We start from the raw sequence: 16,071 nt of genomic DNA on the forward strand, positions 1-16,071 counted from the left end.
TCTCGAAATATTTTGTTATATTTCTTTACATAAGGAACTAACACAGAGGTTAAAGCAATGGCTAACAGTTACAGAGTTGATGAACGCGGTGTACTCAACAACTTCGCAATTGAACCAAAGATGTATGTTGATGATACCGAGAAAGCTGGTTTTACACCTTATGCGGAATTACTAAACGGTAGACTTGCCATGATTGGTTTCGTCTCTCTCTTAATTACAGAAGCTGCAACGGGGCATGGGCTGATTTGGTTGCTGGGGAATCTATAAGTTTTGATTGGTAACAATCAAGGTATTTGAAACAAAGTAAAAAAGAATTTAAACAGAGGAAAAAACAATGACTAATAGCTACAGAGTCGATGAACGCGGTGTACTCAACAACTTCGCAATTGAACCAAAGATGTATGTTGACGATACTGAGAAAGCTGGTTTTACACCTTATGCGGAATTACTAAACGGTAGACTTGCCATGATTGGTTTCGTCTCTCTCCTAATTACAGAAGCTGCAACGGGGCATGGACTGATTTGGTTGTTGGGAAATCTATAAATATTGCCTGTTCCCAATCAAAGTGTTTAAGACAAAGTAAAAACGATTATTTAACCCTACCTTTCAGGTAGGGTTTTTTATTGGTTTGGAGATACTCCCTTCCCACTCAAGAAATAGCGGTGTGGTGCTTTGCTCCGTAATGCTATTTAATCAAAACCGAAGAATTGATTGGCGGCGCGGAGCGCCGTCAATCAATTCTTCGGTTTTATATTTAATAAGCGATCGCATATTGTCTGTAAAACTTTCGCCTCATCGTCGGAGATATGACTAGCAAAATACTCAGAAATACCCTCCGCATAAACTACCCACATCTTTTTCTGCATCTCTAAACCTGCTTCAGTTAAGACTGCATAAGTCCCACGCCGATCGCTGGGACAGGATTTTCGATAAAGCAATTCGGTTTTTTCGAGGCGATCGACTAGCCGCGTTAAATTACTACGACTTAATAGCACTTTTTCCGCTAGCTCACTCAATCGTAGGCAGTAATCAGGTGCTTCTTTAAGTGTGAGCAGTACGTCATACCACTCCAAAGGTGGCAGCTCGGCTTGAGTAAGTTTTTCGGCAATGCGATCCAACAGCTTGGTATGAACGGTCAAAAGCGATCGCCAAGCTGAATTTCGTAAAGGATCTAGGGCTGAATTTGTTGACATACTTCCAGTATCCGAAAAAATCGTTGCAATCGCAATTATCAAAATAGGCTTTATAGAGCAATCACGAAGCGATTCCTCTGTTATTTAGTTGCAATTGCAATTAAATATGCTAAATTAATTTTAGTTGCAATTGCAATTAATGTAAATACAACTATATCCAAATGTTAGCCACCCTTACAAATTGCCATGCTGCCTAAACTCAAGCTAATCAGCCATACCCTTTGTCCCTACGTGCAGCGATCGCTGATTACCGTCCTTGAAAAGCAAATTCCTTGCGATCGCGAATATATCGACCTTGCCAACAAACCCGATTGGTTTCTCAAAATTTCACCACTGGGCAGGGTTCCTTTGCTTTTAGTCGATGGCGAAGTGTTATTTGAATCAGCAGTAATCTGTGAATATCTCGATGAAATTACCCCAGACTCGTTACATCCACCAGATGCCTTAACCAAAGCCAAACATCGCTCTTGGATCGAGTTTGGTTCAAATCTACTAGCTAAAATTGCAGGATTCTATGCCGCCAAGGATCAAGAAACCTTTGAAGCAAAACGTTTAGATTTAATTGCAAATTTAGAACTACTAGAATCACAACTTAATGCAGTCCCATTTTTTGCTGGTGAAAAGTTTTCGCTGATTGATGCGGTCTATGCACCGATCTTTCGCTATTTCGTCGCCTTCGATCGCTATCAAAATTTTGTTTTTAGCGATCGCACTCCCAAGGTTAATGCATGGCGCGAAGTTCTATTACAAAGACCATCAGTTCAGCAAGCTGTTGCCGAAAATTACTACGAATTACTGGACGAGTTTCTCAAAAAGCGGAATAGCTTTTTAACAGAACTGATTAAATAGAGATTGGGCGCAAACCGCCCAATCTCTATTAGCTAGATTTTTTGCCAAAGCTGGATTTCATAGCAGAGATGCTTATGGAACAAATTAGAAGCTTGAAGCCCTTCTGTAATCAATTTCTTGATTGACTTTCCGAAGAAGTAGCGCAGAACTTTATAAATTGGTGGCACTGCGATCGCGATCAGATTGCCGATGTATGTCATTGTCGAAATCCCAAAGGTTTGGAAGCTCTGTACACAAATATCTAGAGTTGGTGCGATATGTGCGGAAATATCATCAGTCTTGACTAACTTAAATCCAGCATTCTCCATTGATTTATGCAGATCAGCATTAATCAGACAGTTAGAAAACATCCCTTCCTTATATTCAGGATCTTTCCGTAACATATCTGCTAACAGTACATAACTGCCAGATTTTGCCACCACAGCCGAACCATCGGCAATCATTTCTGGTGACATATATTGAGTGCTTTCACTAAATAGAATTAAGTCATAAGTAAGCTGGGAAGAATACTTCGCAGGAGCTTGTACAAATTCTTGGAAGGTATCGACATGGAATAACGCTTTACCATTGGTGCGTTCTAGGAAATTTGCTTGTTGCAGTGGATCGGGGGCTAATCCCTCAACTTGCAAACCCTTCTCAATCATTGCTACAGCATTATCACCATTGCCACAACCAACATCTAAGACGGTATGGATATCGGTTGGGAGAAAAGATAGAAGATGTGTTGCATAGGCTTCTTGAGCGACACGGAGCTTGGTAACAGTCAACTCATCAGTGGGGGAAGGAATAGGTTCCCAATAGCCATAGTGAAGATAGGAAGAACCTGTTAGATCTCGGTAATATTGGAGGGCAGCGTTTTGGTAGCGAATTACATTATTCATAGATTATTTAGTATAGCGGTTTTCTACATCTGCCTGTGCAAATGAATTGCAATCGTGCGATTCTCGTTCTATTTAGTTTGGGTTTCTAGGCAAGGTTGAAATTCTTCCCAACGACGACTGACTTGAACATAACAGTCAGGAGGAAAAATCTTGAGATTTTGAAACAGATTAATTTCGAGATGTTCTTCCATTTTCATCAGCAGAACAATCTCGCGATCGGGGACATAGTTTCCTACTGCTTGCACAAGTACAGAGATTAAATCTTGATCGAGGGAAAAGGCTTGAATCGAGGTAATTAATTCCTGCTCAGCAATGAATTGAGATTTGAATTGTGTTACTTCTAAACTTGCATTACTAGGGGCGATCGCTTGACGATCAATATCACAGACCACAACGCCGCGACCATATTCTAAAAAGCCTTGCCATGCCGTATAGCCAATCATCATGAGATGGTTGTGAATAAAGCTTTTTTGCCAATAGCCAAAATTTCCTTGCCAGTCGCTATCCTTAAGCTTCATTGCCAATCCTCCATGACTGCAAATTCAATTGACAAGGAAGAATGGAAGTTTTTTTCCATTCGCAAAAATATGAACTCATCATCTATGACCTCGTAGATGTAGATTTATGTGTAGTTGCGATTCGGCGGGCATTCTGACTTATTTAGCTACCGCAAAATTTACATTGCTATAGCTAAAAATTACAGTTGCGGGACAGCGTTGGACTTGCACCAAACTTTCCCCATTACTTTTAGTGACTGATCTTCACTAAAACCGAAATCTGAGTTTTGATCATAGCACTAATGGCAGAGGCGGCATTTTGCGCTGACGATGCTATATCTTGCCTGCGATTTGGAGCAATGTAACTTCCCAGACTAGTCGAGGCTGGACATATCGAGCAATTAACTCTCTGGCTTTGTCGAGGTGTTGTAATACTGATTTTGATTTTTGTTGTTCCCAAAAATAGTTTTGTAAATAATCAATTAGCCATAGCTGCAAATCCAACTCTAAATCTTTGGTGATTTGTTTGGCGATCGCCATTGCACTTTTGGCATCTTTAGGAATTTGGCGAACTGAGTTTAATAATTCGATGGGAATACTTTTAAATCTCTCAAAAGAATCGATTGCTTGTCCTGCCGAACCTTGGGCTAGAGCAACCACATCGGGCGGAATATCCGTATGTCCTTCACGGATGAGTACTTCCTGCATTTGTGCTTGATTTAGTCTAGTAAAGGGAATGCGTTGGCAACGGGAAACGAGGGTCGGCAAAATCGAGCCAGCATCTGGCACGATCAAGATAATCGTGGCATAGAGGGGTTCTTCAAGGGTTTTGAGCAGACTATTTGCCGCAGATTCTGCCATGGACTGCGCTTCTTCGATAATTACGACTGAGCGCTGACACTCAAGGGGGGCGCGACTGACAAATTCACTAATTTCTCTGATCTGCTCAATCCGAATCTGGGGCAAGGCACGCCGCTTTAATCCTGCTGCCTCTGCCTCCTTCGCCGTGAGCATTTTGCCCTTATCTAAATAGGTCGGCTCGACCCACAGTAAATCAGGATGGTTCCGATCGCTCAGTCGATTTGCCGATTTGCGATCGCCTAATAAAATTTCGGCAAAAGCTGATGCAGTTTTACTACGCCCCACCCCACTCGCCCCTGCAAATAAATAAGCGGGGGCAATGCGATCGCGTTTGATGGCAGCTTTTAATAAAGTGATTGCTTGCGATTGCCCAACGACGGTATCAAAGGGTGAGATTAATCCTGAGTTGAGAGCATTCACCGCTTAGTCATTCCACAATTCTTGTTGCGATCTCTTAGAGCTATACGACCGAGAACTCAGGCGATCGCGGCGATCCATGGATGTTTCGAGCGCGTTTAAATTACGACGGTGTAACCACCAGCGAATTGCCTCATCGACCGTTTCCGCAGGATTATTTGAGATTTCCAGCAATTCCGTGAATAATTCTGGGGAAATGGCAATTTTATAAATGTCAGATCCAGACCTAGCTTCTAGGAGATCGCTTGTATCTATCGGCATATCTTGGTTAGATTCTTGTGGATCGCTAAAAATTGGCGTATTTAGTTCATTATTACTGCTAATACTGGTTTGCTCAGCTTCTGGGTTATCTTTTGGCGAAAGAACTGCATTAAGCCGATTAGCAGCGATCGCTGCCGATGATAGATTAGGGTTTGAGTTAGGGCTATTGTCGTTGCTCATAGGTGACTTGCCTAGCTTACGCTGACTGATAGTAATGATGATGAACATCATGAGGACAAATCCAAACTGAGATAGTCCAATCATCAAGAGCAGCTTGTTTGGTGTCCAAAATTCATACATAAATTTTTGGGATCAGCTTAATTTAAGCCTTGCTAATAAGTCTTGGTTTTAAGTGGGAGTTAGTCATTCCATTCGCCGCGTGGAGGCACAACAGGATTCATGGTGAGGGGGCGAGAGCGATCAGCCTCCTTGATGGCGCGGCGTTGCAACCATTGACGGATCGCCGTATCGATCGCCTGTTCAGGATCATTAGTCACTTCACCGAGTTCAGCAAGCAAAGCAGGATCGATGTCTACACTTTTTAGTACCTCATTAAATACTGCTTCATTAGCCGCTTGGCTTGATTGCTGGTCGTTCGCGTTATCTTGTGGCATAAGGAGTCTTTAGATTAACTAGCTGAGATTAACTGGCACTATGCAGATTTTACCTAGATTTGTTACCGACTGAATGTGCAGTGCGATCGTATTCTTGCGAAACCCAAAAAAATAAGAATCGTCGTTTCTAAGTAGCTAGACATAATTAAAAAATAGAACTAAAAGCTGTGGCGCACGCTGCGCGTGCGCCACAGCTTTTAGTTCTATTTTTAACGTCAGTTTGGCGAAGGCGGAAAATGGTAAAAATCGCTAGGCGATTTTTACCATTTTCCGCCATTTGCGCGGTGCGAAGCACCGCGCAAATGGCGTTATCGAACTCACGTTATATTTAATTGCGCCCAGCTACTTATATTTCTGAGAAAGGATTGCTTTGTAAGCCTTTCTCGAAAATTGGGATTTTGATGACCAAAAACTCTGTATTCTGGAATAACATCACAGTTTGCTGTAAATCACACGTTAGTATCCATGTCTTCACTTCAGGTCACACGCGGCACTCGCGATATCCTCGCCCCCGAAATTTATTACTGGCAGCAGTTAGAGACAACTGCACGTCAAATTCTGAATCAAGCCGCCTATAACGAGATTCGCACGCCCATTTTTGAAGCTACGGAGCTATTTGCGCGGGGTATCGGTGAAGCTACAGATATTGTCGGCAAAGAGATGTATACCTTTATCGATCGCGGCGATCGCTCTTTGACTTTGCGTCCAGAGGGAACGGCGGGAGTAGCAAGATCCTATATCGAAAATAAATTATTTGCTCAAGGCGGTGTGCAGCGTCTTTGGTATATGGGCGCGATGTTTCGTTATGAACGCCCCCAAGCAGGTCGCCAGCGCCAATTTCACCAGTTAGGGGTAGAAGTATTAGGTAGCGCCGATCCCCGTGCTGATGCCGAAGTAATTGCGATCGCTAGTGATTTTTTGCAAGCTGTGGGTTTAACCGATCTCGTGGTTGATCTCAACTCGGTGGGCAGTGCGGAAGATCGGGTTGCCTATCGTCAGGCATTGGTGGACTATTTCACGCCTTTTGTAGAAGAAATTGATTCCGATTCTCGCGATCGCCTCACGCGCAATCCTTTACGAATTCTCGATAGCAAAGATAAGCGCACTCAAGAAATTTCCCAAGATGCACCGAGCATTCTCGATTATTTAAGCCCTGAATCGCAACAGCATTTTGAGAAAGTCCAAAATCTCTTAACAGATTTGAATATCGCCTATCGCATTAATCCTCGCTTAGTGCGGGGCTTAGACTACTACACCCGTACAGCCTTTGAAATCCAGTCCAATCAACTGGGCGCACAGTCGGCAGTTTGTGGTGGCGGACGCTACGATCGCTTAATTGCGGAACTCGGTGGTGCGGATGTGCCTGCGGTGGGTTGGGCGATCGGCTTAGAGCGTTTGGTCATCCTCATGCAACAGGTTGCGGAACGCAAACAAGCGGCGATCGATTTCTATGTCATTTCGCGAGGCGAACAGGCGGAAGCGAAGTCTCTATCCATTGCTCAAACTCTCCGTAAGGCAGGATTTACAGTGGAACTTGATGTCAGTGGTGCGAAATTTGATAAACAATTCAAACGGGCTAGTAATGCCAATGCTAAAGCTGCCGTTGTCATCGGTGATAGCGAAATCGAAGCAGGACAAGTCCAAATCAAATGGCTAGATTCTGGTGAACAGGAAGCGATCGCGATCGCTGATCTCAGTGACAGTTTTGAGGTGCTGAGACAGAAATTGTAAGTAGTCAAACATAAGTAAACTTAAGGGCATCTCTAAAAAAGGCTAAGAGAGGCAAACATGAAAATCAAGAGCAATTAATTACCTAAATCACAGAGAGTGTAAAGTGAAGTGTGTAAAGTCTGGGATATATACAGAGAGATGATCTAGACACACAATTACCAACACTAAAACTGATGAATATACGCAAAGAATTGCTCGACGAATTGCTGCAAGAATGTAAAACACCACCTGACCTATTCGGAGAAGGAGGAATCCTGAAGCAACTGACGACCGCATTAGTGGAACGAGCATTGGAAGCAGAACTATCCATGCATCTGGGCTACGGAAAACATGAACCAAGACCAGAAGGACAAACTAACAGTCGCAACGGTTATAGTCAGAAAAAAGTCCAAGGGGACTTTGGCGTAGCAGAAATTGCAGTACCGCGAGATCGCAGTGGTGAGTTTGAACCACATCTGGTGAAGAAAGGACAAAGCCGCTTGTCAGGACTAGACGAGAAGATTATTGCCCTATATGCCAGAGGGATGAGTGTCAGGGATATCCAGTCCCAAAGGCTATTTATAGCTCTGCAACAGAGTCGGAGGCGGAGTTTAACCTTGCGTTGTTTGCTGAAAAGTGGGACAAGCAATATCCATCAATCTCCAAGTCTTGGCTTAGTCATTGGGCGAACATTATCCCCTTCTTTACTTTCCCCCCTGAGATTCGTAGGGCGATTTATACCACCAAGGCACTTGAATCGATGAATAGTAGCTTGCGGAAGGTGATTAAATCTCAACAGCTTTTTCCGACCGATGAAGCGGCTTTCAATCTGGTTTATCTTGCCATGCGGAATATCTCGAAGAAGTGGACGATGCCGATTCGCGATTGGAAGCCTGCACTTAATCGCTTTGCCATCCTCTTTGAGGATCGTCTCCATATCTAGCTTCTAGACTTTACACATTTTACTTGACAGTCTCTCTTCTGGTCTAACTCCTAAGCGCCAGTTTTCGACGATCGCTCTAACTGGTGTTCTGGTTCCATCGATAATTGGTTCGCCTGAGAGGATTTCAGGGTTGCGGGTGACATGGCGTGAGATAGTCGCTATTTTCATGTGGTTTTGCTCTCTAAACTGTCATCAGTTTTGCTCTGTGATGTTGCTGATATGTGGAACAGTAATTTCACTTTTTAGGTTTGGCTTCGAGTCCTGCTTTGAAGGCGGTAAGGAAGACTTCAACAAAGTCATTTTTGGCAATTTTTTTGATGGCTTCAAATGCACCTGCTTTAAATGCAGCAACTAGACGATCTTTAAGGGTTGGTTTGTTTTCTGAGAACTTGCACCATTCTGGAAAGGGGTTGCAAAGAGAGTAAAGATGTGAAAAAAAGGGCGTAGTAGTAAATTAAATAACGATTATGGAAAGCATCGTTAAGCACGCCCAAGGTTTAGTGTATAGCCTAATTTGTCTGATGCCAAGTGTGTATCAAAAAGCAAGTCTGAATGCAATATTAGGGCTATTTCTGGAAGCGCAAGGGCATCCCTATCCAGAACATACACAGGTAAAATCAGCGAGTGCATTAAGCCGATTTCTCAATCACTATAACTGGTCAACAAGAGGACTAATTCGAGCAACAAGGCTGTCAATTTTGGGGCAAATCGCCAAGCATCGCCCATCGAAGAGAGTGCCATTAAAGATACTGATAGACCTGACCACCTTAGAAAAAAGCGGCAAGTTTTTACATTTGAGCAATCCCACCCCAAACGAACCAGACCCATGGGTGAGAATCCTCAACGGAAAGCGAGGACTACATCTGGTTGTACTGTATCTGGTCTATGGAGAGTGGCGCGTACCATGGAGTTTTAGAGTATGGCGCGGCAAAGGATACTCCAGTCCCTCTGACTTAGCTTGTAAGTTATTGGGGACAGTACCCAAGCAACTAACCCAAGGCAAGACTGTGATTGTCCTTGCTGATACTGAGTTTAGTACGGTGAAGTTTTTCAATGCTGTCCGCGCCAAGTCTTGGCGCATCGTTGTCGGTGTCCGCAACAATCGTAAACTTCAAGATGGACGTACCGTCAAACAACTTTATCCCCATGGCAAACGTGGACAACTAATTTTACTGGAAGGGCTAAGTACGCCTTTGACGATCTCTTGGTTCTGGCTCAAAAGAGCCATTACTGGGTATGTGGATTTCTCCGAATGAAGGTGCGAAATTCTGGTTGTCAGTACTCACCGAAATTCACAACCGTGGGGTCAAAGATATTTTGATTGCCTGTGTCGATGGCTTGACTGGTTTCCCTAATGCGATTGAGACGGTATTTCCTAAAACTCAGGTGCAGTTATGCATTGTCCACATGGTCAGAAACTCGGTCGCTTTTGTACCTTGGCAACAACGCAAGCAAGTTTGTGCTGACCTCAAGGCTATTTATAGCGCGGCGACGGAATCGGAGGCTGAGTTTAATCTCGAACTCTTTGCTGAAAAGTGGGACAAGCAATATCCATCAATCTCCAAGTCTTGGCGCAGTCATTGGGCAAACATTATCCCCTTCTTTGCTTTCCCGACCGAGATTCGCAGGGCGATTTATACCACCAATGCGATTGAGTCGATGAACAGTAGTTTGCGGAAGGTGATTAAATCCCAACAGATTTTTCCCTCTGATGATGCTGCTTTCAAGCTCGTTTATTTAGCAATGCGGAATATCTCGAAGAAGTGGACGATGCCGATTCGTGATTGGAAACCTGCTCTTAATCGCTTTGCCATCCTCTTCGAGGATCGTCTCCACGTCTAGCTTCTAGACTTTACACATTTTACTTGACAGTCTCAATCATTGAGCAATTGAATGAGTGCATCAACAGCTTTGTCGCTCCCAATCTTACCTAATGCTTCTACTACGTTCCTCCGCAAATAATCATCAGAATTCTTGAGCAATCGAATGAGCGGTTCAACTGCCTTTTTATTACCAATCTCACCTAATGCTTTTGCTAATTTCCCGTATAAAAATTTATTAGAACTGTCGAGAGAGTCTATAGCAGATTCAAACGCACTACCCCTCTCTACCATGTCTAGTATCTCTTCCATCTCTATTATATTGTTTTGCACAAATACTGTGTTGTTATTTTGTGCAAAATCATCAAAAGCATCAAGACGCTGAACTAGTGGATCAACTACATTATTGTTCCTGATTATTTCTAAGGCATCCACTATGTTCCTACGTACATAATCATGGGACTCATTAAGGATATGAACTAATGATTGAATTGCTTTATCACTTCCTATTTCGCCTAATGCATCTACTACATACCAACGTACATAATTATTTGAGTCTTTGAGAATCTCAATTAGAGGTTCAACTGCTCTGTCATTACCAATTCTACCTAATGACTCTGTTACTTTTCTAAGGACAAAATCATTTGAATCTTTGAGGGATTGAATCAGAGCATCAACTGCTTGACTACCGCCAATGTTGCCCAATATCTCTGCTACTTTCCAACGAACAAAATCATCTGAATCTTTAAGAGCTTGAATTAGCGTCTCAATGGCTTTACTATCGCTAATGTTGCCCAATATCTCTGCTACTTTCCAACGAACAAAATCATCTGAATCTTTGAGAGCTTGAATTAGCGTCTCAATGGCTTTGTCACTGCCAATCTTAGCTAATGCCCATGCTGCATTCCAACGATTCAAATTATTAAAATCATTGAATACTTTACTAAGAGATTCAACAGCTTTATCACTACCAATTTTGCTTAATATTAATATTACATGGCTACTTACTTCACTACTTACTGACGCTTCTTGTTGTAGATATGGTGCAAGTATCTCAACCACCTTATTACTATTAATTCTAACTAATGCATCTGTTGCTTGCATCCTGTAATATCTCGAAGCTATTAAATATTCCATAAGATGTTCAACTACTTTATCATTACCAATCATGCCTAACATCTTTGCTGCTTTCTGACTCACAGAATTATTTGAATCTTGCAGTATTTGAGCGAGTGGCTCAAATACAATCTCAGACATAGTTGTTCCTAAAATGTCGATCGCCGACACTTGAGGAATTTTACGTTCATCTATTTCCTTCATCAACAACCCAACCGTCTTCTCCTGAAACCCATACTTCACCGCCCCAGCCAACCTCGCCCCCAACCGCAAATCCACCTCTAGCGCCAGCCTTACCACCCGCACCGCCTGCTCCTCACTCTCCACCAACTCCAACATCAAAGCTAGAGATTCTGTCCAGTCTAAATAGTTAAGATAGCTATGTTGAAGCTTGAGATCACTAAGATTAGGGAGTAATGGCAATAGATACTCAGCCGCATAATATTCCTGAATTAATTGATGTCGAAACTCGATTTCTTCATTAGTACCTACAAGTTTTACTTGAATAAGATGATGCTTTAATAAATCTTTAAGCCATTGCTGAGCATAGTCCCTTGGTTTATCAAACTTCTCTCGCTCTAAAAACTGAGTTAAAATATCCACAGATTCAGATCGAGGCATACTCAAGCGTAAACCGTCAGGACGATCTTGAGGCATCATCGCAAAAGCTAATTGCGGTAATAACTTAGACCACCATGATCGCGATTGTTCTGAAACTGGGATATGTTCCTTGAGCTTGCCATCATAGAGATTTGCAAAATCCCTAAAAGCCGATCCTAAGTTGGCGGGAACTCTGCCATTTATTTTAAAAACATCGCATAGCATCGATAGGAGTAAAGGCGTATCTCCAAACTGGCGGAGGCGATTGCCTAATTGCTGCAACATTTGATTGCCTTGCTCTGGCAAACGCATATGGACAAACTGACGCATTTGCGAATCATTCAATGGCAGCATTTCCAGTTTCTTCTCAATTCCCAGATCTCCGCCCACCCCCAACATCCTTGTTGTAAAAATCATGGGAGTATCAGGATTTGTTTCTCGCAAAGTTAAGATGTCCTGCCTTGCATGATCATCAGCAGGTAACTCATTCACCCCATCAACCAATAACAGTAATTTGCCCTCAAACAAAAGAGCATCAATTGTTTCCTCATCTAACCTGAGTTTATGCGCTCTAAAAAAATCCTTAATCAAAGCTAAGTAAGAAGTGCGCCAAGATCGCAACTCAATCAAGACAGGAATTAACGATGCTTCACCATCTATTACTTTTTGCGCCTCATCCACAAGCATTTTTTGGAGAGCCGTTGACTTACCAGATCCCGGTTTACCGACCAACAATACTTTTTCAGAAGCGTACTTACGGATGCCGTCAAGTACAGGAAACGTCTCAATCTTGGGCTTTTCTGGTTCAAAATTTTGCGATTCTTGACGCTCGTTTTTCTCCTCTAAGGTCTGCACCATCAAGCCAAAATCAAACAGATCGGTTGCATCGGTTTGAGTATAACAATCCTGCGATCGCTCGTATTTGCTAACAAGCGACTTTAAATACCCGTCAAAACAAATTTCTGTACTCATGCCCTAGCTACCGAAAATAGCGGCAAAATCTTGGCTTTATAATAGCTTTTCCACACCAAAAATAAAATATATACCAAAAAGAGAGGTGTGGCACTATTTGCCACACCTCTCTTTTTGAATAAATTAGAATGGGAAGCTAGGTAAACTAGGAATAGGAATACTAGGTGTAGGAATTCCGGGAATTGAGATTGGGAAATTCACATTGGGGAAGAGACCATTAAAGACATCTCTAACTTTATTGATTCCGGGGATTTGATTTGTGAAACCTTGGAATAAATTCCCTTGCAATAGATTGACAAACTCATTTTCAGTGAGCTTTTGGATGATGCCCAAATCACCAGTTTGAGCCACCTCAATCTTCTCACCCGACTTCAAAACTACTTCATCGCTTGCTTGAGCAGGTTGAGACTTGGAGTCAACAGGTTTATTCCCTGAACTGTTGGGAACTGGAGAAGGAGTAGCTTGGGGCTTAGGTGTCGGAGAGTTCTTAACTGTATTTGGAACACTAACATTAGGTTTCTGCACCTGATTGGATGTGGGCGATGTTGTCGTCGTAGGCTTATCCGTTGGTTTGGTATTAGGCTTATCACTATCATCAAATAAAGGCTTTGGATTACGCTTTACGACTACTTCGCCTTCTAAAACCTTGACCTGTTGATTGCCTGACTCATCTACTTCCAATAAGTAAGTCGTTCCCCTCACCCCTGTCGTAATTCCTGAAGAGCAAGCATTGATTGCTCCATTAACTAAAATCGTGCCACGGCTCAGTTGGGCGCATTGCCCAATTCTCAATACTGAATTTGCCGATAGTCTTGCCACGGCTCCTGTATTAAATAAAAGCGCAGTTCTAGAATTGCCAGTGCGAACTTGTTGGCTGGCACTGGCGACATCATTAACGTAGGCTTGCTGGTTTTGAATAAAAACCTGATTGCCATCCAGAATTTCCTGCACCGTAGCTTGCGTAGACTGGGCGGATACAGGCGCTAATTGGGGCATGGCTAATGCAAAAATACATAGCCCTGCACAGAAAAAGGCAATTCGCTTTGGCTGAAAAGTCAGTCTCCAGAAACCCTGTGGAAAACCCTGTGGAAAAGTCCGATAAAAAGCCTGTGGAATATCTTTGCCAAAAGTTTTGGAAAAAGATTTTAAAAGATTCCATAAAAACATATGTGGTTGTTCTCCATAATTAAGCTTGAGAAAGGGTTTAATTAATTGAAGGCTGCGTCCCAATTTCTCGATCGCTAATCGCAAAGACAGTTACATTATGCAAAAGGTTTCAGCAACATCCGAGGTACTCACCAACAGTGGGTTGATTTCCACCGATCAGGTGAGTTATCAAACTAAATTTCGCACACTTTTGACAAATATTTCGGTAGCGATCGCCCAAGGTAGCAAAACTGCGCTAATTGGCGCAACAGGATCGGGCAAAACCACATTCTTGAGGATGCTCAATCGTTTAGTCGATCCCTCCGTCGGCACAATCACTCTCAATGGCAAAAATATTCAAGATATCCCCATTCAAACTCTGCGGCGACGAGTAATGCTCATACCACAGGAACCAAGCCTATTAGGAATGTCAGTTACAGAAGCCCTTAGCTATCCTTTGCGCTTACAAAACTTTCCAACTAGCGAAATTGAATCGCGTGTCCAGAAATGGGGTGAGAAATTGCAGATTGATCGCAAGTTACTCAATCGCTCAGAGCTAGAGCTATCCCTCGGTCAAAGACAATGGATTGCGATCGCCAGAGCTTTCATTATGGAACCAGAGGTACTTTTGCTAGATGAACCAACTTCAGCTTTAGATCGGGGTTTATCCCACTTGTTATTAGATATCTTGACAGAGTCAACTCGTTTGCCCCAGCCCATGACCGTAGTAATGATCAATCATCAACTCGATCTAGTCCAACCGTGGTGCGATCGGCTAATTTGCTTACATCAAGGTGAACTAGTCCAAGATGCAGAAGCAGCAGAGATTAATTGGCAAGAAATTGATAATTTATTAAGGCGAAATCTAACCCCAGAACCAGACGATTGGGAGTAAGCAATCAAAAAATCTTATCCGATCTGATAGGTTTGATTTCTACCTAGCTCTTTAGCGCGATACAACGCATAGTCTGCCGAGGTTAGCAAAATTGATGGTTGCGAATCAATCTTTGGAATTAAAGCCGTTACCCCCATACTCAAAGTCACAAACTCACTAACAGCAGAATCCTCATGGGGCAGCTTTAACTCTAATAACTTGTTCCGAATTGCCTCTGCAACTAGCATTGATCCTTCGATGTCTGTATTCGGCAATACTAATACAAATTCTTCCCCTCCATAACGTGCTGCCAAATCCGCAGGACGACGTACCGATTGTTTGATCAAGTGCGAAACTTTGCGTAAGCAATCATCCCCCGCAATATGCCCATAGGTATCGTTGTAGTTTTTAAAGAAATCAATATCACACATGATCAAAGACAAAGGTTGCCTTTCCCGCGCCAATCTTTGCCATTCCTGTTCGAGATATTCATCAAAACATCTACGATTGGCGAGCTGTGTTAGACCATCTAAGTTAACTAGTCTTTCTAATTTCGCATTGGCTTCTTGCAGAAGTGTTTCCGCAATAATTCGACTATTGATTTCTTGCTTTAGGCGTTCATTTTGCTCTTGTAGCTGTCTTTGCAGCCTTCGCAATGTGAGTTGATTCTCAACCCTTGCTAGCACTTCGGCAATTTGAAAAGGCTTAGTAATATAGTCCACACCACCAACGGCAAAAGCTTGTACCTTATCTAAAACCTCATCACGAGCGCTAATGAAAATCACAGGAACATCACGGGTGCGATCGCTAGACTTTAGCTCTTGACAGACCTGAAACCCATTGATATTTGGCATATTAATATCTAAAAGAACCAAATCAGGCAATTGTTCCTTGGCATTGGATAATGCTGCTGCTCCATCGGGTACACCATGCGCGTCATAACCTTTACGGGCTAGCATGGTTAACAGCAGTTGTAGATTAGGAGGTGTATCATCTACAACTAAGATGTACTCTTTCTTTGGGATGGCTTCAAGCAGTTGCATTTTGCTATCATCAGGACATCTTGGACATTTGGAGCGCAATACTAAATATCAATGTAATTTATCAATGTATAGTTTTGTTCGAGGCTTTTGGGAAGTCAGTCAATCTACCCCCTATATTATTGAAACATGTGAAACATGCAGATAATTCAATTACTTATTAATTAATCGCTTTAATTGCCCACAAAGTTACATATCTACTTTTAGTTGTCCTGTTTAGTAAACTGTAAACTATTTTTACCTGAAAAATTGTATAGGTAATATATATACTCATTA

15 protein-coding genes, 4 pseudogenes and 1 riboswitch are annotated in these 16,071 nt (G+C 42.5%); of the genes and pseudogenes, 9 read left to right on the forward strand and 10 right to left on the reverse strand.

All coding sequences use genetic code 11. The features are described from left to right. Positions 1 to 57 precede the first annotated feature (57 nt). A complete protein-coding gene (locus NMG48_RS06970) occupies positions 58 to 267 on the forward strand; it encodes a chlorophyll a/b-binding protein (protein ID WP_271254567.1) in 210 nt (69 codons plus the stop codon). Positions 268 to 334: 67 nt separating this feature from the next. After that, entirely contained in the window at positions 335 to 544 is a 210-nt protein-coding gene (locus NMG48_RS06975) for a chlorophyll a/b-binding protein (protein ID WP_094534572.1), read from the forward strand. 191 nt (positions 545 to 735) lie between these two features. On the opposite strand, the gene NMG48_RS06980 is transcribed toward NMG48_RS06975, so the two are convergent. Beyond that, positions 736 to 1,194, reverse strand: a complete 459-nt coding sequence (locus NMG48_RS06980; RefSeq protein ID WP_271254568.1) for a MarR family winged helix-turn-helix transcriptional regulator — start codon at positions 1,192 to 1,194, stop codon at positions 736 to 738. A 186-nt stretch (positions 1,195 to 1,380) separates the two neighbouring features. Between NMG48_RS06980 and NMG48_RS06985 the strand changes: the two genes are divergently transcribed. Continuing rightward, a complete protein-coding gene (locus NMG48_RS06985; RefSeq protein WP_271254569.1) occupies positions 1,381 to 2,043 on the forward strand; it encodes a glutathione S-transferase family protein in 663 nt (220 codons plus the stop codon). A 32-nt stretch (positions 2,044 to 2,075) separates the two neighbouring features. On the opposite strand, the gene NMG48_RS06990 is transcribed toward NMG48_RS06985, so the two are convergent. The 5 genes from NMG48_RS06990 to NMG48_RS07010 form a co-directional block, all read right to left on the reverse strand. Next, the gene (locus NMG48_RS06990; RefSeq protein ID WP_271254570.1) at positions 2,076 to 2,924 is read right to left on the reverse strand and encodes a class I SAM-dependent methyltransferase; all 849 of its coding nucleotides are present in this window, start codon (positions 2,922 to 2,924) and stop codon (positions 2,076 to 2,078) included. A 68-nt stretch (positions 2,925 to 2,992) separates the two neighbouring features. Continuing rightward, positions 2,993 to 3,442, reverse strand: coding sequence for a hypothetical protein (locus tag NMG48_RS06995; RefSeq protein ID WP_271254571.1), 450 nt, complete (start codon positions 3,440 to 3,442; stop codon positions 2,993 to 2,995). Between the two features lie 106 nt (positions 3,443 to 3,548). After that, positions 3,549 to 3,714: riboswitch (cobalamin riboswitch) on the reverse strand. Positions 3,715 to 3,754: 40 nt separating this feature from the next. After that, the gene (locus NMG48_RS07000) at positions 3,755 to 4,702 is read right to left on the reverse strand and encodes a DNA polymerase III subunit delta' (protein ID WP_271254572.1); all 948 of its coding nucleotides are present in this window, start codon (positions 4,700 to 4,702) and stop codon (positions 3,755 to 3,757) included. 3 nt (positions 4,703 to 4,705) lie between these two features. Beyond that, positions 4,706 to 5,260 (reverse strand): hypothetical protein, encoded by a 555-nt coding sequence (locus NMG48_RS07005; protein WP_271254573.1) that lies wholly within the window; start codon positions 5,258 to 5,260, stop codon positions 4,706 to 4,708. A 59-nt stretch (positions 5,261 to 5,319) separates the two neighbouring features. Then, a complete protein-coding gene (locus NMG48_RS07010; protein ID WP_271254574.1) occupies positions 5,320 to 5,574 on the reverse strand; it encodes a hypothetical protein in 255 nt (84 codons plus the stop codon). A gap of 465 nt (positions 5,575 to 6,039) precedes the next feature. Between NMG48_RS07010 and hisS the strand changes: the two genes are divergently transcribed. From hisS to NMG48_RS21795, 3 genes and pseudogenes are all read left to right on the forward strand, one after another. Next, positions 6,040 to 7,305 carry a histidine--tRNA ligase gene (hisS, locus tag NMG48_RS07015; RefSeq protein ID WP_271254575.1) on the forward strand — a complete coding sequence of 422 codons (1,266 nt, stop codon included), beginning with the start codon at positions 6,040 to 6,042 and terminating at the stop codon, positions 7,303 to 7,305. A gap of 173 nt (positions 7,306 to 7,478) precedes the next feature. Continuing rightward, a pseudogene (locus tag NMG48_RS21790) lies at positions 7,479 to 7,856 on the forward strand (transposase); the annotation flags it as partial. Next, a pseudogene (locus NMG48_RS21795) lies at positions 7,856 to 8,227 on the forward strand (transposase); the annotation flags it as partial. The pseudogenes NMG48_RS21790 and NMG48_RS21795, both read left to right, overlap by 1 nt. A gap of 33 nt (positions 8,228 to 8,260) precedes the next feature. On the opposite strand, the pseudogene NMG48_RS07025 reads toward NMG48_RS21795, so the two are convergent. Further along, positions 8,261 to 8,395: pseudogene (locus NMG48_RS07025) on the reverse strand (DUF433 domain-containing protein); the annotation flags it as partial. A 299-nt stretch (positions 8,396 to 8,694) separates the two neighbouring features. Between NMG48_RS07025 and NMG48_RS07030 the strand changes: the two are divergent. Together NMG48_RS07030 and NMG48_RS07035 are read left to right on the forward strand one after the other, a co-directional pair. After that, entirely contained in the window at positions 8,695 to 9,483 is a 789-nt protein-coding gene (locus NMG48_RS07030) for a hypothetical protein (protein ID WP_345961229.1), read from the forward strand. Further along, a pseudogene (locus tag NMG48_RS07035) lies at positions 9,440 to 10,069 on the forward strand (IS256 family transposase); the annotation flags it as partial. The gene NMG48_RS07030 and the pseudogene NMG48_RS07035, both read left to right, overlap by 44 nt. 32 nt (positions 10,070 to 10,101) lie before the next feature. On the opposite strand, the gene NMG48_RS07040 reads toward NMG48_RS07035, so the two are convergent. Together NMG48_RS07040 and NMG48_RS07045 are read right to left on the reverse strand one after the other, a co-directional pair. After that, entirely contained in the window at positions 10,102 to 12,735 is a 2,634-nt protein-coding gene (locus NMG48_RS07040; protein WP_271254577.1) for a HEAT repeat domain-containing protein, read from the reverse strand. A 123-nt stretch (positions 12,736 to 12,858) separates the two neighbouring features. Next, positions 12,859 to 13,986, reverse strand: a complete 1,128-nt coding sequence (locus NMG48_RS07045; protein ID WP_271254578.1) for a FecR domain-containing protein — start codon at positions 13,984 to 13,986, stop codon at positions 12,859 to 12,861. A gap of 13 nt (positions 13,987 to 13,999) precedes the next feature. Between NMG48_RS07045 and NMG48_RS07050 the strand changes: the two genes are divergently transcribed. After that, positions 14,000 to 14,776: an ABC transporter ATP-binding protein gene (locus tag NMG48_RS07050; protein WP_271254579.1), complete on the forward strand. Its 777-nt coding sequence runs from the start codon at positions 14,000 to 14,002 to the stop codon at positions 14,774 to 14,776. Positions 14,777 to 14,790: 14 nt separating this feature from the next. On the opposite strand, the gene NMG48_RS07055 is transcribed toward NMG48_RS07050, so the two are convergent. Then, positions 14,791 to 15,798 (reverse strand): diguanylate cyclase domain-containing protein, encoded by a 1,008-nt coding sequence (locus tag NMG48_RS07055; protein WP_126384546.1) that lies wholly within the window; start codon positions 15,796 to 15,798, stop codon positions 14,791 to 14,793. Positions 15,799 to 16,071 lie beyond the last annotated feature (273 nt).

Origin of the sequence: Pseudanabaena sp. Chao 1811, assembly GCF_027942295.1 — a bacterium.
Lineage (GTDB): Bacteria > Cyanobacteriota > Cyanobacteriia > Pseudanabaenales > Pseudanabaenaceae > Pseudanabaena.

Coding starts and splice junctions, on each gene's coding strand:
- NMG48_RS06970 (WP_271254567.1), top strand. CDS start 58: ATGGCTAACAGTTACAGAGTTGATGAACGCGGTGTACTCAACAACTTC.
- NMG48_RS06975 (WP_094534572.1), top strand. CDS start 335: ATGACTAATAGCTACAGAGTCGATGAACGCGGTGTACTCAACAACTTC.
- NMG48_RS06980 (WP_271254568.1), bottom strand. CDS start 1,194: ATGTCAACAAATTCAGCCCTAGATCCTTTACGAAATTCAGCTTGGCGA.
- NMG48_RS06985 (WP_271254569.1), top strand. CDS start 1,381: ATGCTGCCTAAACTCAAGCTAATCAGCCATACCCTTTGTCCCTACGTG.
- NMG48_RS06990 (WP_271254570.1), bottom strand. CDS start 2,924: ATGAATAATGTAATTCGCTACCAAAACGCTGCCCTCCAATATTACCGA.
- NMG48_RS06995 (WP_271254571.1), bottom strand. CDS start 3,442: ATGAAGCTTAAGGATAGCGACTGGCAAGGAAATTTTGGCTATTGGCAA.
- NMG48_RS07005 (WP_271254573.1), bottom strand. CDS start 5,260: ATGTATGAATTTTGGACACCAAACAAGCTGCTCTTGATGATTGGACTA.
- NMG48_RS07010 (WP_271254574.1), bottom strand. CDS start 5,574: ATGCCACAAGATAACGCGAACGACCAGCAATCAAGCCAAGCGGCTAAT.
- hisS (WP_271254575.1), top strand. CDS start 6,040: ATGTCTTCACTTCAGGTCACACGCGGCACTCGCGATATCCTCGCCCCC.
- NMG48_RS07030 (WP_345961229.1), top strand. CDS start 8,695: ATGGAAAGCATCGTTAAGCACGCCCAAGGTTTAGTGTATAGCCTAATT.
- NMG48_RS07040 (WP_271254577.1), bottom strand. CDS start 12,735: ATGAGTACAGAAATTTGTTTTGACGGGTATTTAAAGTCGCTTGTTAGC.
- NMG48_RS07050 (WP_271254579.1), top strand. CDS start 14,000: ATGCAAAAGGTTTCAGCAACATCCGAGGTACTCACCAACAGTGGGTTG.
- NMG48_RS07055 (WP_126384546.1), bottom strand. CDS start 15,798: ATGCAACTGCTTGAAGCCATCCCAAAGAAAGAGTACATCTTAGTTGTA.